We start from the raw sequence: 24,528 nt of genomic DNA, 5'->3' as shown, positions 1-24,528 counted from the left end.
GGAGGCCCATACCATGGCGCTGAGCATCAATGAACTATGCGTGGGCTGCCACGCCTGTGAACCGCTGTGCCCCAACAAGGCCATCAGCCCGCCGGTGCGGCGCGGCAGCGCGGTGTTCTTCATCAACCCGGACAAATGCACCGAATGCCTGGGCGACCACGATCTGCCGCAGTGCGCGGAGATCTGTCCGGTCGAGGGCGCCATCGTCGACGAATACGGCGAGCCGCTGAATCCGCCGGGCTCGCTGACCGGCATCCCCCTTCACCTCATCGACGTGGCACGGGAAGGCGAATGCCGCATGTGATCTTCTGGTGGAAGCCGGGCTGCGCCACCAATACCAAACAGATCCGCTTGCTCGAACAGGCCGACTGTACGCTGGAGGTGCGCGACCTGCTCACCGAACCCTGGACGCCCGAACGCCTGATCGGTTTCTTCGGCGCGCTGCCGGTGACCCAGTGGTTCAACCCGGCCGCCCCGGCGGTCAAGTCGGGCTCCGTGAATCCGGCCGCGTTCACCCCGGAACAGGCGCTCGCGCGCATGGTGGAGGAGCCCCTGCTGATCCGCCGCCCGCTGCTCGAAGTCGACGGCCTGCGGCGCGCGGGCATCGATCCGACCTGGCTGGCGCTGCGCGGCGTGGTGCTGCCCACCGCCGACGTGCCGCAGGGCTGCAGCCACGGCGCGGACGCGGCGGCGCCGTACTGTCCGCCGCCCGGGGAGCGGGCCGGATGAACACGTCCACCACCGTGCTGCCCGGCCAGCCCGCCGCCATCGCCCCGGACGTGCACTGGGTGGGCGCGCTCGACCCCGACCTGCGCCAGTTCGACATCATTCTGCGCACCGCCAACGGCACCAGCTACAACGCCTACGCGGTGCGCGGCCGCGACGGCGTGGCGGTCATCGACACGGTCAAGGCCGAATTCGCCGACGACTTCTTCGCCCGCCTGTGGGCCTGCTGCAAGCCCGCAGAAATCCGCGCCATCGTGCTCAACCACCTGGAGCCCGACCACACCGGCGCGCTGCCGGCGCTGCTCGCCGCCGCACCGGATGCGCGCGTCTACCTGTCCAGCGCGGCGCTGCGCATGCTCAAGGGCATCGTCAAGGACGGCATCGACGAAAGCCGGCTGACCGTGGTGGACGCGGACACCCGCGTCGATCTGGGCGGACGCACCCTGCGCTTCCTGCACACGCCCTACCTGCACTGGCCCGACACCCAATGCACCTGGGTCGAGGAAGACGGCCTGCTGTTCTCCGGCGACGTGTTCGGCTGCCATTTCTGCGACGAACGTCTGTTCAACGACCGCGTCGGCGACTTCCGCTTCTCCTTCGACTACTACTACCAGCACATCATGCGGCCGTTCCGCGAGCACGTGCTGGAAGCTCTGGCGCTGATCGAGGCGCTGCCCATCCGGCTGATCGCCCCGGCGCACGGGCCGGTGCTGCGCGACGCGCCGCGCAACTACGTGCAGCGCTACCGCCAGCTCGCCAGCCCGCTGCTCACCTTCGAGGCCGGGGAACACGAGAAGACCCTGCTGGTGTTCTACATCAGCGCCTACGGCAACACCGAACGCATGGCGCGCGCGGTGCGCGATGGCGCCGAGGGCGTGGAGGGCGTGCGCGTGTCGCTGTACGACCTGGCAGGCGGCGACCCGGCGCCCTTCGTCGATCTCATCGAGGAAGCCGACGGCCTGATGTTCGGCTCGCCCACCATCAACGGCGACGCGGTCAAGCCGGTGTGGGACCTGCTGTCCTCGCTCACCCTGGTCAAGGTCAAGGGCAAGTTCGGCGCCGCCTTCGGCTCCTTCGGCTGGAGCGGCGAAGCCGTGCGCCTGATCGAGGACCGTCTGCGCGGCCTCAAGCTGCGCGTGCCGCGCACCGGCGTGCGCGTCAAGCTCATCCCCACCGACGAGGAACTCGCCGAATGCCGCGCGCTCGGCCGCGAACTGGCCGAACACCTGGTCGGCCGCGCCCAGCCACTGCACATCGACTTCAGCGCGCCCGGCGCGCTCACCACCTGATCGAGGCCACACAAGGAAAACCAGCATGCCCAAGGCTCAAGTCACCTTCGAGGACATTGGCGTCACCGTCACCGTACCGGCCGGCACCCGCCTCATCGAGGTCTCGGAAAAAGTCGGCGCCGGCATCACCTACGGCTGTCGAGAAGGCGAATGCGGCACCTGCATGATGAAGATCGTTTCCGGCGGCGAGCACCTCGCCAGCCCCTCGGTGCTGGAAGACCAGGTGCTCAAGGACAACTACGCCGGCGCCGCCAACCGCCTGGGCTGTCAGGCCCAGGTGCTCGGCGGGCACATCGTCGTGCGCCCTGGCTGAACGGGGCGGCAAGGTTTCATCCAACCAGCACGGAGCGCAGCAATGCCGAACATCACCTTCTCCAGCCCGATCCATAAGGACAAGACCGTCTACGCGGTGGCCGGCTCGCACACCCAGACCATCCTCAAGATCGCCAAGGACAACCACGTCCCCATCGACTTCTCCTGCGAGGACGGCGAATGCGCCACCTGTATGGTCAAGGTCAGCGTGCTTTCCAAGAAAGGCGCGATGGCCGGCCCGCTGACCGACAAGGAAGTCACCGTGCTCAGGGAGCACAAGAAGATCACCGCCGAGCAGATCGAAGCCATGCGCGTCGACGACGTGGTGCACACGCCCTGGCGTCTGGCCTGTCAGCTGATCCTGCGCGACGAGGATCTGCTGGTCGAATACTGAGCACACCCGCCGGGACCGCCACAGGCGTTCCCGGCAAGCATTGAATGGGAGACCCGACCATGCTTGCCCCGCTCACCCACCGCCCCTCCCCCGCGCGCCAGGCGCTGCACGCCCACCTGATGGCGCACGCCGCCGGCACGCCCGCCGACGAAGCGCTCGCCCACCTGATCGGCGGCTGGGCACTCGGCGACGGCGTGCTGCCGGCCGACCTCGGCCTCGGTGCCGAACGCTTCGCCGCGCTGATGACGTGTCATTTCCCCAGCCTGGTCTGGCGCCCAGGCGCGGACCGCGCGCCGCGCCCGGTGCTGCAGGCCGAGTTCGGCGACCTCGCCGGCCTGCTCGCCGCCGAGGCCGACCCGGCAGTGCCCGGCTCCGCCGACCTGGCGCTCATCATCGCCACCGGCTGCATGGGCGCCGACCACCTCTGGCAGGATCTCGGCCTGCCCTCGCGGCGCGAACTGTCGCAACTCATCGCGCTCGTCTTCCCCGCCCTGGCCGCTGCCAACAGCGGCGACATGAAGTGGAAGAAATTCCTCTACCGCGAGCTGTGCCGGCGCGAGAACATCTTCGTGTGCACCGCACCCAGCTGCGCGGCCTGCGACGACTTCACGCTGTGCTTCGCGCCGGAGGAATGAACGCGTGGGCGGCGCCGACGACGCCCTGCTCCCCAACCCCGCCCGGCTGATCGACCGCGCCTGCGGCGCCATGCTGGGCCTGGCGATCGGCGACGCGCTGGGCGCCACGGTGGAGTTCATGACCCCGCGCGAGATCGCCGCGCAGTACGGTGTGCACGACCGCATCCGCGGCGGCGGCTGGCTGCGCCTGCCGCCCGGCGAGGTCACCGACGACACCACCATGAGCTTCGCCCTGGCGCGCGCCTGGCTGGCCGCCGGCCGCGCGCCGAGCGCCGAACAGTGCGCCGCGGCCTTCGACGCCTGGATGCGCGCCCGCCCGGTGGACATCGGCAACACCGTGCGGCGCGGCATCGTGCGCTGGCGCCTGCACGGCAGCACCGAGGCACCCGAGTCCGACGACGCCGGCAACGGCGGGGCGATGCGCTGCGTGGCCGCCGCGCTGGCCACCTTCGGCGCCCCGGAGGACGAAGCCACTGCCGCCGCGCTCATCCAGGCCCGCGTCACCCACCACAACCGCCTCACCGACGCGGCCACCGTCGCCCTGGTGCGCATGGTGCACACCGCGCTGGGCGGCGGCGGCCTGGGCGGCGTGCTGCGCCACGCCCATGAACTCGCCGCCGCGCACGCCGCCTTCGCCTTCCGCGACAAGCGCTGCGACAACCCCACCGGCTACATCGTCGACACCATGCGCGCGGTCTGCCAGGCCATCGACGGCAACGACGGCTTCCAGGCCGTGCTCACCGACCTGGTCAATCGCGGCGGCGACGCCGACACCACCGGCGCCATCGCCGGCATGGTGATGGGCGCGCTGGCCGGCGAATCCGCGCTGCCGGCACACTGGCGGCAGGCGGTCAAGGTGGAGGCGCGGCGCGAGGCGGTACGCCTGGCCTGCGGATTGATCGAACTCGCCCCGGCGATGCGGCGCGCCGAATTCGCCGCGCACGCGTACGGCCGCTGAGCACGGCCTCAACCGGCGCGCGCCGCCTCGTCCAGTTCGGCCGCGGTATTGAGGTTGTGGAAACCTTCCGCGCAGTCGTCGAAATCCACCCAGGCCACGCGCTGGGCGGCAAACCAGCGCTCCATGGCGCGGCCGCCGCCGGCCAGGTAAGCACCCAGGCTGGCGCGCAGTTCGCGCCGGCACAGGCAGAACACCGGCTGGCCGCGCCCCAGCGCGCGCGCCACGGCGACCTCGGCGTCGTGCTCCCGCAACCCGGCCAGCAGCCGGGCGACGAGATCCAGCGGCAGCAGCGGCGAATCACACGGCACGGTGGCCACCAGGGGATGCGCGGCGTGGCCCAGCGCGGCATGCAGGCCGGCGAGCGGGCCGGGGAAATCCTCCAGATCGTCACCGAACACCGGCGGGCCGAAGGCGGCGTAGCGCCGCGCGTTGCGGTTGGCGTTGATCAGCAGTTCATCGACCTGCGGGCCGAAACGCTCCACCGCCCAGGCCGCCAGCGGACGCCCGCGGAAATCCACCAGCCCCTTGTCCACGCCGCCCATGCGCTGGCCCCGTCCGCCGGCCAGGATCACTCCGGTGATGCGTGCGGGTTCCATCGGGCTGCTCATGGGTTCTGGGGATGCGGAAACGGGCGGAGAGGGAAAGTGGCGGAAGAGAATGGGAGTCGAACCCACCTGGGACCGGCTGACGGCCCCACCCGGTTTTGAAGACCGGTCGCCCCACCGGGGAACGCCTCTCTTCCGTATGCCTGGTGCCGATTGTAGCGGTGATCTCGGGCGGCGCAAGCCGTGGAAACCCGCCCGGCAAGCGTGCGGCTCACGGCGCGGGAACCCGCAGGGCGGGAGCGCATGAGCTGACGGCCATGCCCATGAACGCCGGAACCAGCCAGCGTGGCACCTTCAATACAGACCGACCGGCGCCTCGCCCCGGATCAGGTGCGCGCGCCGGCTGCCTTCGCCGACCCGCCGGGTGTAGCCCACGCGGTCGAAGAATTCGAGGATCTGGATGGCGCGCTTGCGCCCGATGCCGAGGAGGTCGCGGAAGGCTGCGGCATGAACGCGCCCATGCTCATCCTTGGCCGCAAGATCGGCGACGATACCTGCCAGTTCGGCGATGCAGGGCGCCGGATAGAACAAGTCGCGCACCACCTGGAAGACTTCGCCGCGCGCGGCGAGCTGACGCAGCAGGCGGCGCGTATCGGCCTCCGGAAACGCAGTGGCAGCGGCGAGGTCGCGCGTCCACGGCGGATCGTAGCGGCCCTCGGCAAGCAGGGCGAGCAGACGGTCGGCACGCGCACGCTCCGCTGCGGACAGCTCCAAAGTATGCCCGGGCAGGTGCCAGGCCGAACCCGCGCGCGCCAGCCGGCCTTCGGCGAGCAGGCTTTCCAGCAGGGCGAGGAACACCGGCGAGGCCAGCTGCGGCAATGCCATGCGGCGCAGGCGCTCGCGCTCCACGCCGGGTTCGTCGGTGAACTGTTCGTGGTGCGCGGCCAGCCGCGCCAGCACGCGCTCGCCCAGGGCCGCCCAGGCCGCCGGATCGAACAGCTGCGCACCGCGTGCGTTGTCGATGCGCAAGGCCGCGCCGGCCGGCAGGGCGGCCTGCCATTCGGCAGCGTCGAGATTGTGCGCGGCGGCCAGTTCGGCGGCGTCGATGCCGTAGGGCGCGGCGGCGAGCAGGGCGGCCAGGCGCGCCGCCGGGTCGGACTGATCGAGCGCGGCGAGCAGCGCCAGGCGTTCCGGGCGGCGGCGGTGGCGCGCCGGCGGAAAGGGGTCGAGCACGCGCCCACCGCCCAGGGTGATGCGCCCGGCGGCATCGCGGATCACCACGCGGTCGCCCCAGCACGCCAGGACGGGACGGTCCAGCACGGCCTGCACCAGCGCGCTGCGCCCGGGCGCGAGCCCGCCGGCTTCCAGCGCACCATCGAGCAGCGCCAGACGGGCCTGGGCCTGGCCGGCGGCGTGGTGCAGGGTGACGGCGCTCCACTGGCCGAGAGTGCGCGGCGCGTCGGCGAGCAGGCTCAGCCGCAGATCCAGGCGGTCCGTCGGACGGGCGAGGGTGGGCGCGCACAGCCAGTCGCCGCGTTCCACCTCGCGGTGCTCCACGCCCGCCAGATTCACCGCGCAGCGCTGCCCGGCCTGCCCCTGCTGCGCCGCGCGGTTGCTGACGTGCAGGCCGCGCACGCGCACCTCGCGGGTGAAGCCGTCGCCGCGCGCGAGCAGCAGCCGCTCGCCCACCCGCAGGCTGCCGGCATGCGCGGTGCCGGTGACCACGGTACCGGCGCCCGCCACGGCGAAGTGGCGGTCCACCGCCAGACGGAACCCGACGCCCGGCGCAGCAGCGCGCGGCGCTTCGGCGAGCGCGGCGGCACGCAGGTGTTCGCGCAGCGCATCCAGCCGGAAAGACCGCGGGCCGCTGGCGGCGACCGCGAACACGGGCGCCTCGGCCAGCGGCGTAGGCGCCAGCAGGGCATGCACCTGGGCTTCCACCTCGGCGATGCGCGCGGCGTCGACACGGTCGCATTTGGTGATCGCCACCGCCCCGCGCGCCACGCCGAGAATCTGCAGGATCGCCAGATGCTCGCGGGTCTGCGGCATCACCCCGTCGTCGGCGGCCACCACGAGCAGGACAAAATCGATGCCGGCCGCGCCGGTGAGCATGGTGGGCACAAATTTCTCGTGCCCCGGCACGTCGATGAAGGCCAGCATGCGGCCGGCCTCGTCATCGGGCAGCGGGGCGTAGGCATAGCCCAGTTCGATGGTGATGCCGCGCTTCTTCTCTTCCGGCAGGTGGGTGGTGTCCACCCCGGTGAGCGCACGCACCAGCGTGGTCTTGCCGTGGTCGATGTGGCCGGCGGTGCCGATCAGCATGGCGGTACTTCCTGAACGAGGTGATGCCGAGTGTAGGCATACGGAGCGCCGTGGGCAAAGGGTCGGCCACGCGCGCGCATTGCGCGCTTGCCCAAACGCACGATGGCGGGATAAAAGGAGCGGGGGAAACACATCGGGCCGGCAATGAAGAACTGGGCAGACTACTGGATTGGCGTGCTGAAGCACGCGGTGCGCGTGTGGCTGGACGCGCAGGTGTTCATCCATGCCGCGGCACTGGCCTTCTTCACCGTGTTCTCGGTGGCGCCGGTGATGATCGTCGCGGTGGGCATCGTCGGCTTGGTGCTGGGCGAAAGCGCGGCGCACGGCGAGATCGCCCAGCAGCTCGAAGCAGCCATCGGCCCCGAAGCCGCCGCCGCGGTGCAGACCGCCGTGGCCGGCAGCCGCCCCAGCCAGAGCGGCATCCTGCCCACGCTGGCCGGCTTCGGCGCGATGCTGTTCGGCGCCACCACGGTGTTCGCGCAGATGCAGAACTCGCTCAACAACATCTGGGGTGTGGCGCCCAAGCCCACCCGCAGCAGCATCCTAATCTATCTGAAAGGCCGCCTGCTGTCGCTCACCGTGGTGCTGTCCATCGGTTTCGTGCTGCTGGTCTCGCTGCTGCTCAACGTCGCCGTGCGCGCACTGGTCACCTTCGCGCAGGACTGGCTGCCGGTGCCCGCGTCACTGCTGCTCGGACTCGATCACGCCGTATCGCTGAGCGTGGCCACCCTGCTGTTCGCCACCATCTTCCGCGTGCTGCCCGACGTCCAGCTGGCCTGGCGCGACGTCTGGCTGGGCGCCTTCATCACCGCCCTGCTGTTCGTCTTCGGGCGGGCGCTGATCGCCCTGTACCTGTCCACCACCGGCGCGGCTTCGGCCTACGGCGCGGCGGGTTCGCTGGTGCTACTGCTGTTGTGGGTGAACTATTCCTCGCTGATCCTGCTGTTCGGCGCGGCATTCACGCGTGCCAACGTCGAGGCGCGCGGGGTGACGATACGCCCGCGCGCCACCGCGGTGTGCATACGCCGGGCGCTGGTCGAGGACACCCCGGGAAGGTAGGCGTGCCGATGGATGGGCAGCAATGCGGGCCATTGCACTGGAAACAGGAAAACCCCGCAAGATTTCAGAGAGGCCCAGGCCACGCCGGAAAAGGAAACAGTGGATTCTTCAGGGGCGACCAGCAATGGCTGATCTCTGGACCTGCACGCAATAGTTTCCACAATCATCTATTGGTGGAGCCGATCGCCAAGCGGGTCGCCGGATCCGAGCCTGGCTTTTCTCCCTACAATTAGCGCAAAGATTGCGACCACGCCTGAAACCAACAACACAGGCAGTGTCATGACAAGATCAATTCGAATGTTGGCTGAAATTGGTGTTGTTGCCTCGGTGTATGTAACAAGCCACCAAGCCAAGGCAGCGAAAAGCGCAGATATTCTTGCATATGCCCTATGAAATGGAGAGGCAATGAATATTGAAAAAATACCGGCCACCAGCGCACATCTCCAAGGTTGAAAAACAAAAATACTCCCGAAGAGTCTTAGTGCCTCAACGTATATATCCATAACGATTTTTCCTCTGCCCGAGCGAGCGGGCGCGAGGCCGGGGGCTACTGCTCAAGGTGACGCAAAGTGGACCTTGGATCCGGTTTCGGCGATCTGTGCGAATTGCTTCAGCAAGGCCTCCGGACCATTTTGCGTACCAATGATTTGTCCGAATGGTTGCCCGTCTCGAAACACGATCTGCTGAGGGATGGCATACAAGTTGTACCCGAGTTGGGATATGGGAAACGCTCGCCACGGCGACCACTGCACTCGGGCGAACACCAGCGTGTCGTCCTTGTTCAAAGCGGCAGCCGCGTCGAATTTCGTGTCGGCGCCGATGCAGAAGCCGCAGCCGCGATCGGGTGAGGTGAACTGCACGACGGCACGCCCATGCCGGGCAATGAAGTCGGCCAATTCATCGGGCTGAAGCTCAACGACCTCGCTTCCCGCCAGTGCCCCGCCCGCTGCCAGTGCCAGGCCAAGCAGCAGTCCGCACCGCACGACATTTTGGCGAATCGTGTTCTTTCTGGTGAGTAAGGAGATCATGGCGTTCCTTGCATAGAGGGTTCGGAAAGCGTTGACGAACGCTTGCGGGTTCGCCTCTCGGAGCCGATCTGCGCTGCTGTGCCGCAGGAGCGGTACAGCAGGCGTCGAGAGCGAATGATGACGAACGGCTACATGCTATCAGATGAATGCCAACGAATTAATCGGCACATAGTATGCTTTGTTCCGGCTCAGCTTGGATACGCCGTGTTGTACCTGCTTTTGAAAATACTGATGTCATGTAGCGCAAGCCTGCTGTGCAGCCAATAGATGCTTGGGGCAGGTCATATGGGTCAGGACAAGAGCAGGAGCAGACCTCCCGCGATCAGCACGATCGCCCAGTACTGCATCGGAATCCAGAAGAGTGTATGACGGATGCGCAACTCGACTTTCTCGCCGGTTTCCGGGTCGACGAGCACACGCCCCGGACGTTTGTTGAGGTAATAACCCAACGGGCCAACAAGGGCAGCAGCCAGAAAGAAACCCAGGGCCTGTGCCCACGGTGCCGAGTTGTCGGCGCCTGCGATTGCATCGGCGAGCACGATTCCCGCCAGGGTGAGCACCACAGTGAGCACGCCCCAGCCTTGCCAGATCAACATAGTCTTTCTCCTTGATGACGTGCCGGACCTTTGTCCAGATTGAAAATGAAAAGATCGGATGCGCCGGTTCGAGGCAGCGGGCTCACAACGCGGGGTGGGACGTAATCCGGTGCTATGCACACGGGCAGTGCAGTCGCGTCGATTCCTCAGTGCATGCTGTAGCGCAGGTCCGAGATGTCGAGCAGTTCGATCACGCGTTTGACGGTGTCGAACAATGCGGGGGCGTGCGAGCGGGCGGCTTCGACGAGCGCTTCAGGTTCGAGCAGGGTTTCCAGTTCGGCGATGGCCTCGGGGGCAAGGCCGAACAGGGCGAAGGCCCGCGGGTTGGCGCCGCGCATACTCTTGAACATGTTTTCGCGCCAGGTGCCGTCGGCATACACCTGAGCGTAGGCCTGTTCGTATTCCTCGCGGGTGTACTTTCTGCCGGTCGCGTCATACTGGCGGCCTGGATGGGCGGCCTGCAACGCGGCTTCGGCCATGCTGGAGGCTGCCTCGTAGTCCAGTTCGAAACTTGCCACCACTTCGCCCTTGTCGAGGATGCGATAGCCCCAGGCGTGATCCTCGGCGTTGAAGAACATCAGCAAGGGTGCTTGTTGGCTAATGGCGAGCACCTGCTCGCGAGCCTCGTCGACCATCTCCGGCGGCATCATCGGCGGTGATGCGCTGACTGCCAGCGCAAAGAAGAATTCCAGCGCCATCGTGGCCACGCCCCAGCTCTCGTTCAACCCATCGACCATCTCAATGAAATCGAGCCCTCCAAGCGCGGTTTCGACGGTTTCGGCGTGTTCGGCACTGTAGAGCAGGCCGGCGGTGAATTCACTCATTTTCAAGCCCCCGGGAAGGTGGAAGGTTGCGGAAAGAACGAGGCGTGCATATCAGTCTGCGTGCGCCTGGCCGCCTTCGGCGAGCACGCGGCGCATGGCCTCGACGGAGGGTTCGACGGTCAGCTCGTACCACAACGCACGAGCGCGGATGCTGACTTCGAGGGAGGAGGTGTCGTAGAACGAGGTGCCAGCCGTGGCTGACAGACAATTGAGTTGTGGCACAAAGCTCATCAACCGGCGATAGCGCTTGCCATCAAAGTGACCCAGCATGTACTCGCCATTGAGCTGAATCGGGTTTCGTCGATCCGATAGCCTCATGCGTCCGTTCTCGTCGTATTCACCAAAGCAACGTTCCGATACCTTGGAGAACAGATAGGTATCGAGTTCGACGATGATGCTGACCTCGTCACTGAGTGGTTTGTGGAAGACATCGGTACCGCTCTTGCGCTTGAATTTTACGAAACCAAGTGCGCCGTAGGCATCGGCCGCCACGGCGTTGTAAATCTGCTTGCGCAACGGAATGGTTTCCTTGTCGTACAGAAGTGTTGCGGGTGGAGGGTAAAGGGAGCAGATACGCTGCTGCGTCTCGGCCACTGCAGCCTCTATCCGTGTTGCCTCATCAGCCTTGAGCGCGGCGTAGATGCTCTTGAAATAGAGCTGGCACAGATTGACTTTGTTGTGTGCAGAAACCAAAGGATCATCCCGTAGCTCAGGCCAGCACGATTCGGGGATGAAGCCATCCCGTTTGTAAGCCTCATGAAAGCTCATGGAAACGGTTTGGTCGTGGTCCCGTTGGCTAATGAATTTCTCAGAGTCGGTTCTAACGTCAATGTATAGGTCATAACTTCCTGCCCCGAAGCATCGATTCCAGTATTCGATCTGGCAGGCAACGGTAGCGAACCCTCTTTCGATGAAGGCCGCATCGATCTCGCGCCCGCCCGTCTTGGTGCGCGCCCTCATCTCAGAGTAAATGTCTGCGAAAGCACTCGAGATGCCGAGTTCTTCAAACATGTTTGTTCCTTTTTGCCGTCATGGAATAGGACGCGGTACGGGGATGCGGCCTGGGCCCGGAAGCACCCAGAAACCGGGGCCTTCGGCGAGCGCCCGCAGAATTTCCTCGAGTAGTTCGCCCATAGGATTCTCGACCTGCTCGTACGTATAGAAGACGAGGCCTGTCGTCCCCGGCTGGGTATCATGCCAAAGATAGACGCGTCGGAACGGGCCAAGACCGAGCTGGAAGTAACCGAGTTCCATGCCGTTCTCAAAGAGATCGGAACCGATGCCCAGCGTCCATTCAGGGCTGTACATGCTGTGCGGATCGGCACCAAATCCCGGGTCGCGCTGGGCCAGTCTAGGATAGTCCAAGGTTGCGCCATCAAATCCTGGGATCAAACACTTAGTCGCGTTCAACGTTCCCTCTGGCCTCTACCTCCTCGATGCCTGCTTTCAGAGCGCATTCCATGTCCGTGGCGATCAGTCGGAACATCTTGATTTTTGCCTCGATAACAAAACGAAGTTCCATCAAACTCATGAACGAAGAATAAACGTCTTGTATTGGACGGCGTGAAATCGGGAAAAATTTTGTTAGATTGAAAAGAATGTCCACATTCTTTTTCGCTGCGGCGCTTCCGGCGTTTGCATTTCGGCAAATACCGAACCACAGGTCAAGAGATCCTGTCGAGATGGCTCTATGCGGACCACGGATTATTGAGAAGCGGAGTTTGGACGAATCTACCAGAAAAACCCAGTTCCAGTCTTCGCAAAAATCAAGTGTAAATACCAGCAATCCGGGGCGAGACTTTCCTCGGTTAAAGCCCATGGATCGGAACGTATCAATGGTGATCTGTGTTGTTTTTTTGGTCTCAATACGATCAATTTCGTTCGCATCGAGCTTGCTAGTAAACTCCTTAAGTTCGGCATCGCGACGAAGCTGGATTGCGTCCAGCACCTCCTCTCGGCAGCGAATGAATTCTGCAATATTATCGACGCGCATTTTTGTTAAACGGCGACCTAACTGGGTACTCTCTGACTCCCATTGATTTCCTGTGCACTTGGCAGTTTCCATCCGCATAAGGATATCTTTCATACGTTCGTCGTTCAGGTATTTGCTCCAATAGGCACCGTGGCAAATGTCGGTCGATACCAGAAACAGATTCTCCTCCATCTCCTCCTGTTTTTCGATTGGCGTAACGTTGAATACCCGATCAAGATCGTTTTGAAGCGCCAAGTGACTCTGTAATCCCACCTCGCAAAGCTGCTTCCCTCGCTCGTAGTAGCCTCTAGAGAGCGGGTAAAGCTCCTTTGCAATGGTCGCCTTAAGCCTGAGGGCGGGAGGGAGAATTTGGATGTTATGTGAAAAACCTTTCGTATTCATATGTTCATAATTCCAATGTAGAGGCTGTTCAAGGAACCGGCACAAGATTTCTGGGGGGGAATAGTCGTGAACCCTCCGAAAAAATGAGGTAGAGAATCAAGGCTGTGCCTGTAAGGCCTGTAATTTCTTCCCAATAGCGCATGTCAGTTATTGACCAGTTCTCCTCTTCCGTCAGGCTGTACACTTCCCTAGTGGCGTCGGCAGGTGCTCTTCCCAGTCTAACGAAATCATAGAATATGAGTCCTGAAGAAGTATTGGATGGGTCGCCGTGTATAGAAATCTCGTAAAAATATCCATCGAATGGGATTGCTCCAATCTTCAATTTTGCGTCGTTGGGAGCGATGGCCGAGCAATCGCCAGGTTCCCACTTGATTAAGGAATTGAGGTTTGCATTTATCACGTAGGTGTCGAGTTGAGCCAAAGAGGCGGCATATAGATGCCCTGTTTGATACGTACTGGGTTTCAATTCCCATATATAACCGAACCGCCCGTTTTCAATGTAGGCGTCGGCTTTGAGCAGGCCTCCGCCCGGCCCTGTCCCGAATATGCCACCTGCAGATCCGCTTGACATTTCTAGCTGCAATACATAGGCAGAGAAGAGGGAGTGGACCGCCGTACCGAAGAGCCACGGTCGGGATACGCGATCGTCTGGATCGGGCTCAAGACCGAGGGGGTCGATATGGGAAAGAGGAGCGCTGAGCGCGTAGGCATAGAGATTGGGCCCGCCGTCCAGGCCCAGGGGGTCAGGGGTGAGATAGCGTCCGCTGTGCGGGTCGTAGTAGCGGTGGACGTTGTAGTGCCAGCCGGTCTCGGGATCCTCGAACTGGCCGGGCAGGCGCAGGGTGAAGTCGAAGTCCGGGGTAGCGGACGCGTGCGCGGTGCCGATCCATGAGGCTGATCGTGCGGGCGGGCCGGCGGCGCTGTGCAGGCTGTGGGTGTGGACGCTGGCGCGCCCGTAGACATCGTAGTCGGCCTGCCAGACAGTGCGTCCATGCGTGTCCGAGACCGCCAGGGCGGCGCCTAGGTGGTCGGTGTGGATAGCGTAGAGGCTGGCCTGGCCGCGTTCGTCGTAGCGCACCTGGGCGAAGGCGCGGGAGCCCTGGTAGAAGGTACGCACGCGAATGCGCCCGTGCGCGTCGGCTTCGGCCGCGAGTTGCCCGCCCTGCCACAGGTAGCGGGTGATGTGGCCGTCGACCTCGCGGGCGATGCGCAGGCGCTCGTGGTTGTAGCGGTAGCGGGCGAGTGTGCGGCCGTCCTGCTCGATTCTGGCGATCTGCCCGAGCGCGTCGTATTCGAGGGTGCGCACCGAGCCAGTGCCGGTATCCTCGATGCGCAGCGGTTCCCCCACCGCGTTGTAGGTATAGCGCTGCGCGCCGCGGGCGAGCAACTGGTCGCTCGCCGGACGGTAGGTGTAGGCGGTGTCGGTGTCGCCTTGGCGCAGATTCAGGCGGTTGCCGTTGGCGTCGAGCACGAAGCCCTGTTCGAACGCGCCGCCCACGGCACGCAGCCGGCCAAGGGGGTCGTGTTCGAGTGTGAGGCGCTGGCCGGCGCGCGTGAGCGTCGCGATGCGCCCGGAGGCGTCGTAGCCAAGGCGGGTGCTCACCGGGCCATCGTGCCGTGCGAGCAGACGGCCTTCGGCGTTGCGTTCGAGCCTGGTAGCTTGCCCGTTGGCGTGGGTGTAGGCGACGAGCCCGTTGCGGCTGTCGGTCTGGACGTCGGCCAACAGGGACTGCATCCCGCGCTCGGGCCAGATGCGGCGCAGCAGGCGTTGCCACCAGCCGTGTGCCGGGGGCTGGTAGTCGATGCGGCTTACACGGCCGATGCCGTCGTAGCGGTAGACGAGTGCGGCCCCTTCGGGCAGCTCGGTGCGGTTCGGACGGTCGAGGGCGTCGTAATGGTAGCGGGTGAGATGGCTTTGCGCCGGCAGGCCATCGCGGGCCGGGTACTCGATCGATTCAGCCCGTAGGCGGCCCTGCGCATCGTAGTCGAAGTGGCTGAACTGCTCCTCGTCTTCGATGCGTACCCGGTGCGCGCCTTCCCAGACGTGGCGCACCACGCGTTCGTGGTCCTGCCCATGGACACGGTGACGGCGCTCGACCAGCCGGCCGGCCGCATCGTAACGGGCCTGCATGCTGCGTTCGGCATCGCGCACTTCGAGGGTGCGGTCGGCGGCGTCATACAGGGCGATGCGCCGGCCGCGCTCGGGGCCTTCCTGGAGCACGACGCGGCCGAAGTCGTCGAAGCGTTCGCGATGGTTCGCGCCAGTGGGCAACGTCAGCGCATGGCCGTCCGGCTCGAAGCCCACACCGAAGCGTGCGCCAGCCAGATCGAATTCGATCCGTTGTGCCTGCGGATCGAAGCGGGTTTTCAGCGGAGCGGCGGCAGACGGCGTGCGAGGCGCAGCCGGGGAGGCGATTTGACCGTTGTCCAGCCAGGACACCGCGTTCAGGCGTGATTCGGTGTCGAAACGTTCTTCGATGCGTTGTCCGTCGGGCAGGGTGTAGCGCACCGTGCCGTCACCACGGTATTCGATGTGTGCACTGCGGCCATCGTTGGCACGATAGTGGATCGGACGGCCCTCGGCGTCGTAGTCGATGAGCACCTCGCGCGGCCCACGCAGAATGCGCGATGGCTGGCCATCGAACCGCATGCTCAGTTCGGCGCGTACCCTCGTCACATCGGTGCGCGCGGCAAGCAGGCCAGTGGGATTGGCTCCATCGAGCTGATATTCGAATCGCTCGACCAGCCCCATGGGATGGGTGACGGCGGTGATGAAGTTGCCCCGGGCATCCCATTCGTATCGGGTGATGTCCGAGTCCTCGGGACTGTTGCCGGGGCCGTTGGGCAACGGCCCGTCGATTTCGGCCAGCAGGCTGCGGCCCAGGATGCTCCGGTAGGTGTAGATGGTGGTGCGTTCGATGCGGGCGGCCTGTTCAGGGGTGGCGGCCACCTCGCCGTCGGCGGTAAGCGGGCTGTAGCCGGTTTCCCGCACGCGCAGCGGCTGGCCGCGCTCGTTGTAGTCGATGCGCAGTTGGTGCTCTTTGCCGGGCACCACGCTGGGGCGGGCAATCAGGCCGGGGGCGTGGCGCTGCGCTTCGTACTCGCGCCGTTCCAGCAGGCGCGTCGCCGTGACCTGGCCGGCTTGCCAGTCCTGGCGGGTGTGGCGCACCACCCGGCCAAGCGGGTCGTACTCCCAGAGCAGGCTCCACAGGGGCTGGCCGGTCCGGTCGAGCTTGGTCTTCTCCGTCAGGCTGCCGCGCCGGTCGTAGCCGTAGCGCACGTCCGTTTCGCCGCAGCCGGCGCAACCCGGCCCGCGCGCTTCGAGCAACCGGTATTGGCCACCGATCTGCGCATGCCGGTAACGGGTCTGCTGGCCCAGACTGTTGGTGAGCAGGGTTTCGCCCGGCCGGCCGTCGGGCAGACTCGGTTTGACGAAGGCCAGTTCCACCTGTTCGATACCCGTGCCCGGCACGGGCCGCCCGGCTTCATCGAGCCGCTTCGGTTCGCCCCGTACCGAGAGGATGGCCCGTCCCTGTTCGTCGTAGGCCCAGGTGGCCAGCCGCAGCAGGCCGTCGCCCTCTGGCATGTCCTGGCTGATGCCGGTGAGCGCGTGGGGGTGGCCGGCCCGGTGTGCGGGTTCGTAGTGGTAGTACCGCCCGCCCCGCCCGTCCGGGTACTGCACCCGCAGCAGATTGCTGATGCCCGGCCCGCTGGATTCGTGGGTGTAGTCGAAACGGCCCACCGGGCTGTCGATGGCGACGATGCCCCGGAAGCCGTCCCCACGGGGGTGGCCGTAGTGCATCACCAGGGTGCGCCCCTGCGGGTCGCTGACCTGCAGCAGTTCGCCGCGCGGGCCGCGGGTGAGGATCAGCAGGGGGCCGTTGGGTTCGGCGATGGACACCAGCCGCCCGTCCGGGTTGAAGTCCAGTTCGCGCCCGCCGGGCCAGATCCAGCGGTAGTGTTCCCGCCCGTCGGCGCTGCGGCGGATGGCGATGCGCCCGTCGGCCGGGTTGGCGCCGGCGCACAGGCTGGGGTCCGCCGGATCGCGCTCGAAGATCAGGCGCCGGCCGTCGGCGGTAAGGATCTGCACGGTGTTGCCGATGACGTACAGGTCGGTTTCGTAGGACAGCCGCCAGCCGTAGCCCATCTGCCCGAGGCCGCGGAAGCTGCTGTTGTAGTGGCGCACGATCTCCAGCCCGAGCGGGCCGGGCAGCGCGGGCAGGTCGGTTTCGCGCTGGTACTTGTTGCCGGAGACGACGTTGATGGGGTTGCCCGCGCCCAGCTCCGTGCCGCTGGTGTTGCCGGGGCTGGCGGGACCTTCGCTGGCGCATTCGGTGGCCCCGCCGTCGCCGGCACCGCAGTCCAGCGGGGCCGTGCTCATCTGCGCCAGGGCCGGGAGGGGCAGCAGCAGGACACACAGGATGAACCGGGCGGCGGCACGGCAGAAGGCCGGGGGGAAAGACTGTCGTTTCATCATGGCAGCCAACTGATCGGTGGGTTGGCGGAGGTGCAGCAGGTGTTCTGGCACGCGGGATCGCAGGTGGGGTCGCCCGACCGGCAGCCGATGGGCCGGCAGCCGAACGGGTCGGTGTAGGGGTTGCAGGACGGCGGCGTCTCGTCTGCGTCTTCGCCGCCTCCGTCATTACCGCCCCCGCCGCCCTCGACAGTGCACCCGATGGTCACGCACACCGGCGGCGGGGTATCGACCACCGGGGGCGATCCCGGGTCGGTGGGCGTGCCGCCGTTGCCCGCGCCCGGCATCGATACCGGGTCGTCCGGTTCCAGCGCGTCGCTGTGCATGCGCACCGTCACGTGCATCACCAGCGGAATGCGCCCGGCTTCGATCAGCCCGCTCTTGAAGGCGTCCTCGCCCGTGTCCAGCCACGCCAGGTAGCGCCGGTAGATCGGCCCCACCAGCGGTACGCCGGGCCGGTAGCCGTAGGTGATGCGCAGCTTGAGCAGATTGGCGTCGTGCAGGCTCTGCCCGGAGGAGGCGCCGACCTGCGTGGGGTCGCTGGCCGCCAGGTTGGCGTTGGGAATTGCCCGCCGGCCGTACTTCTCTTCCAGTTCGGCCGAGTTCCAGTCGTCGAAGGATTCGCGCGTGGGGTTGAGCAGTTCGAGGCGGCTGTACTGGGAGACCTCGGTCTGCGCGCGGGCGTGGGAGGCGGCCAGTTCGGCCGTGCTGCCCCCGCCGCCATGCATGGGCACCAGGGCGCGCACCAGCGCCATGCGGATCTGCCCCAGGTCGGCGTGGGCCACGCTGCCCGCACGCGCGGCCATGAAGGTGGCGTGGTTCAAATGGTTCTTCTGGAAGAACAGCAGCCCGTACTGCATGCTGGCCAGGCCCAGCAGTGTGAGCACCGGGCCCACCACGATGAATTCGATCATCGCCGCGCCGCGCTGGCGCCAGCTACGCCCAAGCCGTTTCATGCTGCGCTTCTCCCTTGCAGGGCCGGATGCTCGATGCGGCTGCCCACTTCGATGCCCAGCGCTTCCAGGCTGCCTACCCTGAGTTCCAGCACGTGCGCCGTGCCGCGCGGGCCCAGGCGGGCGCGCCAGGGGCCGAGGTCCGCCACGCAGGCCAGTACCCGGCCTGCGGCGTCCAGCCAGGCGATGTCGAGCCGGTAGCGCATGAACAGGGTGTGGATGCTGGCGCACCCCATCAGCAGCAGCCCTTGTTCATCCGGCGGGGGGCGACGCAGCATCAGACCGGCGAAGCGCAGCCAGAAACGGTCGGCCAAGTCGAGGCGGAAACGCCGCGGACCGTGACGGCCGTACGCAAGCGCCATGCTGCGCGGCGATTCGGTGGAGGTGTGTTTGGTGCGCTCGTCCATGTCAGATACCCGCTTCGAGGAATTTGACGACGATGGGGAAGAACAACACGATGAAGGTGCACGGGAAGATGAAGGCGATGAGCGGGAAGAGCAGTTTCACCGGCGCTTCCATGGCGAGTTTTTCGGCGCGCAGGAAGCGTTCGGCCCGTTGCTGGTCGGCCTGGGCCCGCAGCACGGGGCCGAGGTTCATGCCCAGGCGCTCGGCCTGGATGACCGAGGCGACGAAGTTGGTCATCGGCCCTTCGTTGACCCGCTGGGCCAGCGTGCGCAGCGCTTCGGCACGCGGCTTGCCGGCGCGCACGTCGCGCAGCACGCGCTGGAATTCGTCGCGCAGCACACCCCGGGGGCCTTTGAGAACAGCCTGGTGCAGCGCGCCCTGGAAGTTCAGGCCGGCTTCGACGCACAGGGTGATGATGTCGAGGAAGAAGGGCAGCGCCTTGAGCAGTTCGCGGCGTCTGTGCTGGATCGCGTCGCGCAGCCAGATGGCCGGGTAGATCCAGCCGAACAGGGCGCCAAGCAGGCTGACTTGCCAGTACAGGGTGTCCGTGAAGCCTTTGCCGTCCGCTCCGCTCCGGTCGAAGGATTCCAGCAGCCAGTAGAACAGGCCGGCCATGAGCAGGGCGCCGAGCAGGCGGGCGGCGATGAACTGGGCCGGCCGCAGCGAGTAGTCGAGGCCGGCCTTGCGCAGCCGGCCCATCAGCGCCGTCTGCTGCCTGGCCGGCAGCAGGGGGTCGAGGTAGTAGCTGATCCACTGGATCGGCCACCATACCAGCCGGAAGCCCAGCGGCGGGGGATCCTTGTATTCGCGGTCTTCCTCGGGTACTTCGGCCACCGCCCGGCCGAGCGTCCAGGCCGCCAGGGCGATGGAGAGCCCGACGGCCAGTCCCAGCCCCGCGAGGATGAGTGTGTCTTCGTTCATGTGCTGCCCGCGATAGGTCTTTCCGGGGAATGCCGCGCGTCAGACGTCTATCGAGACGATGCGGCGGATGACGTAGATGCCGAGTATTTCCAGCAGGCCGATCACGGCCAGCGTGGCCCAGCCTTCCCGGGTGTGCCACAGCCGGCTCATGGCTTCGGGTTCCATCTTGTTGAGCACCATCATGAGGATCAGCGGCAGGGCGCCGACCACCCAGGCCTGCAGCTTGCCCTGGGCGGTCAGCGCCCTGATCTTGCCTTCGAGCTGCAGGCGGCTGCGGATCGTATGGGCCGTGCGCTCCAGGGTTTCGGCCAGGCCGCCGCCGGTTTCCGAGGCGATCCGCATGGCCGAGACCACCAGCGTGGTCGAGGGCGTGGCGATGCGCCGGTTCAGGTTGCTCAGGCTTTGTTCCAGCGTCACGCCCAGGCGCTGTTCGCGCAGCATGAGGCCGAATTCCTGCGAGATCGGCGGCGAGGTCTCGGCGACCAACTGGGCCAGCGCGGAATTCAGCCCCAGCCCGGCGCGCAGCGCGCCCGCGGTCATCATCAGGGCATCCGGCAGTTGCTGCTCGAAGCGGTCGAGACGGCGCGTTCTCAACCAGGTGTAAAGCCAGCGCGGCAGCAGGGCCAGGACGAAGAAGGCGGGAACGGCGATGACGGCGCTGCCGGTGACACTCCAGACCAGGATGGCGCCCAGCGCCATCACGGCGACGTTGGCGACGAACAGTTTGCGCGGATCGATGAAGAGGAAGAACTCCTGCGCCTGGAAGTGGGCGCGCTCGGTGAAGCTGGCGCGGTACTTCGCCATGGTCACGGTGCTGAGGTCGATGACGAACCAGGCCATCACCGCGGCGCTGGCCGCAATGACCGCGGTGACCGCGAGGAGGATGTCGGCTTCCGTCATAGGGCGAGTTCCTCGCCGAGATCGCCGAGGGAGGCCCCATCGGTCATGAAGATGTCGATGTCCAGGGGCCGGCCGGTGGAGCGCAGTTCGTCGTAGAAGCTCGGCACGATGCCGCAACCGGCGAAGTGGCCGTGCACCTTGCCGTTTTCCCCTGTTCCCTGGTTGTGGAAGCGGAAGATTTCCTGCATCTGGATGATGCCGCTTTCGATGCCGGAGATTTCCGCGATGCTGGTGACGATGCGGCTGCCGCAGGCGAAGCGGTTCTGCTGGATGACGATATCGACGGCGGAGGCGATCTGTTCGCGGATCGCGCTCAGCGGCAGATCCATGCCGGCCATCAGCACCATGGTTTCCAGGCGTGCCAGGGCGTCGCGCACGGTGTTGGCGTGCAGTGTGGTGAGCGAGCCTTCGTGGCCGGTGTTCATGGCCTGCAGCATGTCGAGCGCTTCGGCGCCGCGGCATTCGCCGACGACGATGCGGTCCGGGCGCATCCGCAGGGTGTTGCGCACCAGATCGCGGATCGACACCGCGCCCTTGCCCTCGACGTTGGAAGGCCGGGCTTCCAGACTGATCAGGTGTTCATGGTGCAGCTTGAGTTCGGCAGCGTCCTCGACGGTGATGATGCGCTCTCCGGCGGGGATGAAGTTGGACAGGATGTTGAGCAGCGTGGTCTTGCCCGAGCCGGTGCCGCCGGAGACGATGATGTTCTTGCGGGCTTCGACGCAGACCCGGAGGAATTCGGCCATGGCCGCATCCAGGCTGCCGAAGCGGATCAGGTCGGCGGGCTCCAGCTTGCGCTTGGCGAATTTGCGGATGGTGACGCAAGGTCCCTTGAGGGCCAGCGGCGGGATGATGGCGTTGACCCGCGAGCCGTCCTTGAGGCGGGCATCCACCATCGGCGAGGATTCGTCGATGCGGCGCCCGAGCGGCGTGACGATACGTTCGATCACCCCCACCACGGCCCGGTGGCCGGTGAAGGCCAGCGGGTAGCGGGTCAGCCGGCCGGCGCGCTCGACGTAGATTTCGTCGTAGCGGTTGACCATGACCTCGGTCACCGAATCGTCGGCGAGCAGTTCTTCGAGCGGCCCCAGCCCGATGGCTTCGTCGAGCACCTGTTTGCTGAGCAGTTCACGGTCGAGCTCGGGGGGGATTTCGTCTTCGAGTTCGGCAAGGGTTTCCGCGATCAGACGAGCGGTTTCGGCGCGCAGGCGGTCGTCGGACATGTGGTGGACGTCCTGCCGGCGCAGGTCCATGACTTCCAGCAGACGCCCGTGCAGCAGCTTGCGCCATTCGAATTCGAGCTGGCGCCGGGCCTGTTCCGCGCTCGATGGCGCCACGGCCTCGGCGGCGCCGGGCTGCGTTTGTCCCGGGGTGTCGCTGGGGTCTGCCGACACGCTGGCCGCAGGCGCAGCGGCGGCCGGGGTGCCGGCGTCGCGGCCTTCGCCACCGGCCGTTCCCAGGTCCGTCACCTTGAGCCTGTACGGGCCGATGCCGATGAAATCGTCCGGCCTGAGCGGGGACGACTGGCCGTTGATGCGCTGGCCGTTGACGCTGACTCCGCCGAAGGCGCCGACATCTTCGACCAGCACGCCCGCCGGCGTCTTGAACAGGTGCGCATGCTCCTTGCCGACGCGCCAGCTGTCGAGCCGGATTTCGTTCTGCGCGCCCTTGCCGATCACGGCGTCGCCGGGCACTTCCACCGTCTTGGCCGTGCCGTCCGGCTGGATGATTTCCACACGCAGCATCAGGGCACCTCCGCATGGATGGGCTGGAGCGACTGCCCCCAGATCCACCCCCGGTGTTCACCCGAACGGACCGGCAGCCAGCCGTCCACCGCGTTCTGCAGCAGCGCTTCCACTTCGCTGCCGGCGGCGAGCCAGGCAACCGGTTCGGCGTTGATGTCCGGGCTGACCCTCAGCGCGTTTTGCCGGGTACCGACGCGGTACCAGGCTCCGGGCGGGGGAGTGCCGTCCACGGGCACGCTGACCGGGCGGGCGGCCATGCGGCGGGCAGGCGGCAGGTCGTCCATATCTTCGGTGCGTGGCGTGTCGATGGTGGGAGACAAGCCGCGGTCGGCGACCCAGCCGATGGCGCCGCCCTCCAGGCGGATCTGCCGCCAGCCACCCACCACCTCGTTCGAAACCGGCACCAGCACGGAGCCCTTCCGTGGCCTGGCGAGGATGGCGCTGGCCCGGTTGGGGAGTTCGTGAATGACCACGCTGTCGCTCACCACCCGCTGGTTGACCGGAGGTGGCTGGTTTTCCACCCGCGCCGCGTCGGCGGGCGGCGGGGTTTCTTCCGCCACAGCCGCCTCCGGGGACGGAGTGGAACGCGGCAGGGCTTCGTGCGGGGAGTTCAGGTAGGCGGGTTTGCCGATGTTGCGTTCCAGTCTTTCGGTGGTTCGCTCCACCCGATCGACCAGGCCTGGGCTGCGGCTGTCCACGACGTGGGGCGTGACGAACACCACGAGTTCGGTTTCGTCGTTCTGGAAGCGCTTGGAACGGAACAGCGCGCCGATGATCGGCAGGTCGCCGAGGAAGGGCAGCTTGTCGATGCTTTCGCTGTTGTTGCGATTGAGCAGGCCGGCGAGCACCAGCGTTTCGCCGTCGCGCACGTTGAATTCGGTGCTGGTGCGGCGCGAGGTGAGCCCCGGCCCGGCGGTGGTCGACATCGACGTGTCGATGGCGCTGACTTCGCTGTCTATGGTGGCCCTGATGATGCCGTGGCGCGAGACCTGGGGGGTGATCTCCAGCTTGACGCCATAGGGCTTGAACATCACGGTGGGGCCGTTGATCGTCGAAACCGTGTAGGGATATTCGCCGCCGGCCAGGAAGGTGGCCGTCGAGCCGTTGCGCGCCGACAGTTGCGGTTCGGCCAGGATGGATGCCTTGCCGTCCTGGGCGAGCAGGTTCAACTGGGCGTTCAGCCCCATGTTGAGCACGCTCAGGACGTTCAGCCCGCTAGACAGCGGAACGCTGGTGCTGTCGTCCACGGATCCGATCGGCGCGGCGTTGTCCGTTCCGGTGATCAGGTCGATGGTGTAGCCGCGATTGCCGCTGCGCCGGGAGATCGGCGACCACATCCCGCCGATGGCGAACCCGCCGGTCGGCCCCCATTTGAGGCCGATTTCGCGCAGTTCGTTGGTGGGAAACTCGACCACCTTCACGTCCATCAGCACCATCTGGTCCCAGCCGGCCCGATTGGTGAAGTTGACGATCTGCGGGTAGCGCTTGGCCAGTTCGTCGATCTTGGCGAGGTCGTGGTCGTTCAGTTCCTCGCCCTCGACGATCACCTTGTCGCCGATCACCGATGCCGTGGCATTCGGAATGGCCGAGAGAAAGGCGGCGATTTCCCGCGCCACGCGCGTGGTGTCACCGGCGACGATGTTGATCTTGACCCGCTGGTAGCTGCCGTCCTGGTTCCAGATGAACAGCGAGGAGGTGCCGGCGGCGTTGGCGAAGACGATGACCTCTTTGTCGTCGAGCGAGGCGGCGCTCATGATCTGGCCGTTGCCCACCGCGATGCGGGCCAGCATGGGAGCCGGGAACACGCGTGTTTCACCGACGAACATCTCGATTTCCGGGATTGCGGCCTGATCGTCGGCGATCGGGATGGGGGCGTTCGGCCCTGGTGCTCCGGCAGGCGCGGAGGAGTACCAGCTTTCGGCGAAGCGCCGGACTTCCTGGCCGCCATGCTGCGCCTGGACATCGGAGTGGGGCGCGAGGATGGTCAGCGCGAGGATGGCGAGCGGCTTTGCATGGCGCGGCGCGGCAAGGCGTATTTCTCGGATCATGGGCTTATCGGGAGGATGGA

General features: G+C 66.1%; 24 protein-coding genes and 1 tRNA gene. 8 read left to right on the top strand and 17 right to left on the bottom strand.

Features of this window, described 5'->3' with window-relative positions; translation table 11 throughout:
• Positions 1–13: 13 nt before the first annotated feature.
• The 7 genes from E6C76_RS22405 to E6C76_RS11015 are packed head-to-tail and all read left to right on the top strand — an operon-like array spanning position 14 to position 4,314.
• Positions 14–304 carry a 4Fe-4S binding protein gene (locus tag E6C76_RS22405; RefSeq protein ID WP_136348310.1) on the top strand — a complete coding sequence of 97 codons (291 nt, stop codon included), beginning with the start codon at positions 14–16 and terminating at the stop codon, positions 302–304.
• Positions 292–729 carry a thioredoxin domain-containing protein gene (locus tag E6C76_RS11040; protein ID WP_136348309.1) on the top strand — a complete coding sequence of 146 codons (438 nt, stop codon included), beginning with the start codon at positions 292–294 and terminating at the stop codon, positions 727–729. Before E6C76_RS22405 ends, E6C76_RS11040 begins: the two co-directional genes overlap by 13 nt.
• Entirely contained in the window at positions 726–2,015 is a 1,290-nt protein-coding gene (locus tag E6C76_RS11035) for an FprA family A-type flavoprotein (protein WP_136348308.1), read from the top strand. The genes E6C76_RS11040 and E6C76_RS11035 overlap by 4 nt, the downstream gene beginning before the upstream one ends.
• Positions 2,016–2,040: 25 nt before the next feature.
• Positions 2,041–2,328, top strand: coding sequence for a 2Fe-2S iron-sulfur cluster-binding protein (locus E6C76_RS11030; protein ID WP_136348307.1), 288 nt, complete (start codon positions 2,041–2,043; stop codon positions 2,326–2,328).
• A gap of 42 nt (positions 2,329–2,370) precedes the next feature.
• Positions 2,371–2,721, top strand: a complete 351-nt coding sequence (locus E6C76_RS11025) for a 2Fe-2S iron-sulfur cluster-binding protein (protein ID WP_136348306.1) — start codon at positions 2,371–2,373, stop codon at positions 2,719–2,721.
• Positions 2,722–2,780: 59 nt separating this feature from the next.
• On the top strand, positions 2,781–3,356 hold the full coding sequence (locus E6C76_RS11020) for a nitrogen fixation protein NifQ (protein ID WP_168734315.1): 576 nt from the start codon (positions 2,781–2,783) through the stop codon (positions 3,354–3,356).
• 4 nt (positions 3,357–3,360) lie between these two features.
• Positions 3,361–4,314, top strand: coding sequence for an ADP-ribosylglycohydrolase family protein (locus E6C76_RS11015; RefSeq protein ID WP_230976244.1), 954 nt, complete (start codon positions 3,361–3,363; stop codon positions 4,312–4,314).
• A gap of 8 nt (positions 4,315–4,322) precedes the next feature.
• Here the strand turns inward: E6C76_RS11015 and mobA are convergent, their stop codons facing one another.
• The 3 genes from mobA to selB all read right to left on the bottom strand — a co-directional run bounded on the left by mobA (position 4,323) and on the right by selB (position 7,181).
• Complete coding sequence (gene mobA / locus E6C76_RS11010) at positions 4,323–4,922, bottom strand: molybdenum cofactor guanylyltransferase MobA (RefSeq protein WP_136348304.1); 600 nt, start codon at positions 4,920–4,922, stop codon at positions 4,323–4,325.
• A 37-nt stretch (positions 4,923–4,959) separates the two neighbouring features.
• Positions 4,960–5,056, bottom strand: a tRNA-Sec gene (locus E6C76_RS22055).
• 157 nt (positions 5,057–5,213) lie between these two features.
• Positions 5,214–7,181 (bottom strand): selenocysteine-specific translation elongation factor, encoded by a 1,968-nt coding sequence (selB, locus tag E6C76_RS11005; protein ID WP_136348303.1) that lies wholly within the window; start codon positions 7,179–7,181, stop codon positions 5,214–5,216.
• A gap of 144 nt (positions 7,182–7,325) precedes the next feature.
• Here selB and E6C76_RS11000 point away from each other — a divergent pair, with 144 nt between their 5' ends.
• The gene (locus E6C76_RS11000) at positions 7,326–8,240 is read left to right on the top strand and encodes a YihY/virulence factor BrkB family protein (RefSeq protein WP_136348302.1); all 915 of its coding nucleotides are present in this window, start codon (positions 7,326–7,328) and stop codon (positions 8,238–8,240) included.
• A gap of 167 nt (positions 8,241–8,407) precedes the next feature.
• Here the strand turns inward: E6C76_RS11000 and E6C76_RS10995 are convergent, their stop codons facing one another.
• The 14 genes from E6C76_RS10995 to E6C76_RS10930 form a co-directional block, all read right to left on the bottom strand.
• The gene (locus E6C76_RS10995) at positions 8,408–8,743 is read right to left on the bottom strand and encodes a hypothetical protein (RefSeq protein ID WP_136348301.1); all 336 of its coding nucleotides are present in this window, start codon (positions 8,741–8,743) and stop codon (positions 8,408–8,410) included.
• 51 nt (positions 8,744–8,794) lie between these two features.
• Positions 8,795–9,268, bottom strand: a complete 474-nt coding sequence (locus tag E6C76_RS10990; RefSeq protein WP_136348300.1) for a thioredoxin family protein — start codon at positions 9,266–9,268, stop codon at positions 8,795–8,797.
• Positions 9,269–9,558: 290 nt separating this feature from the next.
• A complete protein-coding gene (locus E6C76_RS10985) occupies positions 9,559–9,864 on the bottom strand; it encodes a hypothetical protein (RefSeq protein WP_136348299.1) in 306 nt (101 codons plus the stop codon).
• A gap of 146 nt (positions 9,865–10,010) precedes the next feature.
• Positions 10,011–10,688 (bottom strand): hypothetical protein, encoded by a 678-nt coding sequence (locus E6C76_RS10980; protein ID WP_136348298.1) that lies wholly within the window; start codon positions 10,686–10,688, stop codon positions 10,011–10,013.
• Between the two features lie 51 nt (positions 10,689–10,739).
• Complete coding sequence (locus E6C76_RS10975) at positions 10,740–11,699, bottom strand: hypothetical protein (RefSeq protein WP_136348297.1); 960 nt, start codon at positions 11,697–11,699, stop codon at positions 10,740–10,742.
• Between the two features lie 18 nt (positions 11,700–11,717).
• Positions 11,718–12,098 carry a hypothetical protein gene (locus E6C76_RS10970; protein WP_168734314.1) on the bottom strand — a complete coding sequence of 127 codons (381 nt, stop codon included), beginning with the start codon at positions 12,096–12,098 and terminating at the stop codon, positions 11,718–11,720.
• Positions 12,085–13,062: a hypothetical protein gene (locus E6C76_RS10965; RefSeq protein WP_136348295.1), complete on the bottom strand. Its 978-nt coding sequence runs from the start codon at positions 13,060–13,062 to the stop codon at positions 12,085–12,087. The genes E6C76_RS10970 and E6C76_RS10965 overlap by 14 nt, the downstream gene beginning before the upstream one ends.
• Positions 13,063–13,090: 28 nt before the next feature.
• Positions 13,091–17,443 (bottom strand): DUF6531 domain-containing protein, encoded by a 4,353-nt coding sequence (locus E6C76_RS10960; protein ID WP_168734313.1) that lies wholly within the window; start codon positions 17,441–17,443, stop codon positions 13,091–13,093.
• 92 nt (positions 17,444–17,535) lie between these two features.
• A complete protein-coding gene (locus E6C76_RS10955) occupies positions 17,536–18,492 on the bottom strand; it encodes a TadE/TadG family type IV pilus assembly protein (RefSeq protein WP_136348293.1) in 957 nt (318 codons plus the stop codon).
• Positions 18,489–18,896, bottom strand: coding sequence for a DUF192 domain-containing protein (locus E6C76_RS10950; protein WP_136348292.1), 408 nt, complete (start codon positions 18,894–18,896; stop codon positions 18,489–18,491). The genes E6C76_RS10955 and E6C76_RS10950 overlap by 4 nt, the downstream gene beginning before the upstream one ends.
• Before the next feature lies 1 nt (position 18,897).
• Complete coding sequence (locus E6C76_RS10945; RefSeq protein WP_136348291.1) at positions 18,898–19,815, bottom strand: type II secretion system F family protein; 918 nt, start codon at positions 19,813–19,815, stop codon at positions 18,898–18,900.
• Between the two features lie 39 nt (positions 19,816–19,854).
• On the bottom strand, positions 19,855–20,715 hold the full coding sequence (locus E6C76_RS10940; RefSeq protein ID WP_136348290.1) for a type II secretion system F family protein: 861 nt from the start codon (positions 20,713–20,715) through the stop codon (positions 19,855–19,857).
• Positions 20,712–22,460 (bottom strand): ATPase, T2SS/T4P/T4SS family, encoded by a 1,749-nt coding sequence (locus tag E6C76_RS10935; protein WP_136348289.1) that lies wholly within the window; start codon positions 22,458–22,460, stop codon positions 20,712–20,714. Before E6C76_RS10935 ends, E6C76_RS10940 begins: the two co-directional genes overlap by 4 nt.
• Positions 22,460–24,508 carry a pilus assembly protein N-terminal domain-containing protein gene (locus E6C76_RS10930; RefSeq protein ID WP_136348288.1) on the bottom strand — a complete coding sequence of 683 codons (2,049 nt, stop codon included), beginning with the start codon at positions 24,506–24,508 and terminating at the stop codon, positions 22,460–22,462. The genes E6C76_RS10935 and E6C76_RS10930 overlap by 1 nt, the downstream gene beginning before the upstream one ends.
• Positions 24,509–24,528 lie beyond the last annotated feature (20 nt).

Source organism: Pseudothauera nasutitermitis, from assembly GCF_004801295.1.
Lineage (GTDB): Bacteria > Pseudomonadota > Gammaproteobacteria > Burkholderiales > Rhodocyclaceae > Pseudothauera > Pseudothauera nasutitermitis.
The sequence above is the reverse complement of the archived record's forward strand: the minus strand, read 5'-3'. Positions and strand labels throughout refer to the sequence as shown.

Excerpts from the sequence above, each read along its gene's own strand:
- E6C76_RS22405 (WP_136348310.1), top strand. The coding sequence starts at position 14 with ATGGCGCTGAGCATCAATGAACTATGCGTGGGCTGCCACGCCTGTGAA.
- E6C76_RS11040 (WP_136348309.1), top strand. The coding sequence starts at position 292 with ATGCCGCATGTGATCTTCTGGTGGAAGCCGGGCTGCGCCACCAATACC.
- E6C76_RS11035 (WP_136348308.1), top strand. The coding sequence starts at position 726 with ATGAACACGTCCACCACCGTGCTGCCCGGCCAGCCCGCCGCCATCGCC.
- E6C76_RS11030 (WP_136348307.1), top strand. The coding sequence starts at position 2,041 with ATGCCCAAGGCTCAAGTCACCTTCGAGGACATTGGCGTCACCGTCACC.
- E6C76_RS11025 (WP_136348306.1), top strand. The coding sequence starts at position 2,371 with ATGCCGAACATCACCTTCTCCAGCCCGATCCATAAGGACAAGACCGTC.
- E6C76_RS11020 (WP_168734315.1), top strand. The coding sequence starts at position 2,781 with ATGCTTGCCCCGCTCACCCACCGCCCCTCCCCCGCGCGCCAGGCGCTG.
- mobA (WP_136348304.1), bottom strand. The coding sequence starts at position 4,922 with ATGAGCAGCCCGATGGAACCCGCACGCATCACCGGAGTGATCCTGGCC.
- selB (WP_136348303.1), bottom strand. The coding sequence starts at position 7,181 with ATGCTGATCGGCACCGCCGGCCACATCGACCACGGCAAGACCACGCTG.
- E6C76_RS11000 (WP_136348302.1), top strand. The coding sequence starts at position 7,326 with ATGAAGAACTGGGCAGACTACTGGATTGGCGTGCTGAAGCACGCGGTG.
- E6C76_RS10995 (WP_136348301.1), bottom strand. The coding sequence starts at position 8,743 with ATGGATATATACGTTGAGGCACTAAGACTCTTCGGGAGTATTTTTGTT.
- E6C76_RS10990 (WP_136348300.1), bottom strand. The coding sequence starts at position 9,268 with ATGATCTCCTTACTCACCAGAAAGAACACGATTCGCCAAAATGTCGTG.
- E6C76_RS10985 (WP_136348299.1), bottom strand. The coding sequence starts at position 9,864 with ATGTTGATCTGGCAAGGCTGGGGCGTGCTCACTGTGGTGCTCACCCTG.
- E6C76_RS10980 (WP_136348298.1), bottom strand. The coding sequence starts at position 10,688 with ATGAGTGAATTCACCGCCGGCCTGCTCTACAGTGCCGAACACGCCGAA.
- E6C76_RS10975 (WP_136348297.1), bottom strand. The coding sequence starts at position 11,699 with ATGTTTGAAGAACTCGGCATCTCGAGTGCTTTCGCAGACATTTACTCT.
- E6C76_RS10965 (WP_136348295.1), bottom strand. The coding sequence starts at position 13,062 with ATGAATACGAAAGGTTTTTCACATAACATCCAAATTCTCCCTCCCGCC.
- E6C76_RS10960 (WP_168734313.1), bottom strand. The coding sequence starts at position 17,443 with ATGAGCACGGCCCCGCTGGACTGCGGTGCCGGCGACGGCGGGGCCACC.
- E6C76_RS10955 (WP_136348293.1), bottom strand. The coding sequence starts at position 18,492 with ATGAAACGGCTTGGGCGTAGCTGGCGCCAGCGCGGCGCGGCGATGATC.
- E6C76_RS10950 (WP_136348292.1), bottom strand. The coding sequence starts at position 18,896 with ATGGACGAGCGCACCAAACACACCTCCACCGAATCGCCGCGCAGCATG.
- E6C76_RS10945 (WP_136348291.1), bottom strand. The coding sequence starts at position 19,815 with ATGAACGAAGACACACTCATCCTCGCGGGGCTGGGACTGGCCGTCGGG.
- E6C76_RS10940 (WP_136348290.1), bottom strand. The coding sequence starts at position 20,715 with ATGACGGAAGCCGACATCCTCCTCGCGGTCACCGCGGTCATTGCGGCC.
- E6C76_RS10935 (WP_136348289.1), bottom strand. The coding sequence starts at position 22,460 with ATGCTGCGTGTGGAAATCATCCAGCCGGACGGCACGGCCAAGACGGTG.
- E6C76_RS10930 (WP_136348288.1), bottom strand. The coding sequence starts at position 24,508 with ATGATCCGAGAAATACGCCTTGCCGCGCCGCGCCATGCAAAGCCGCTC.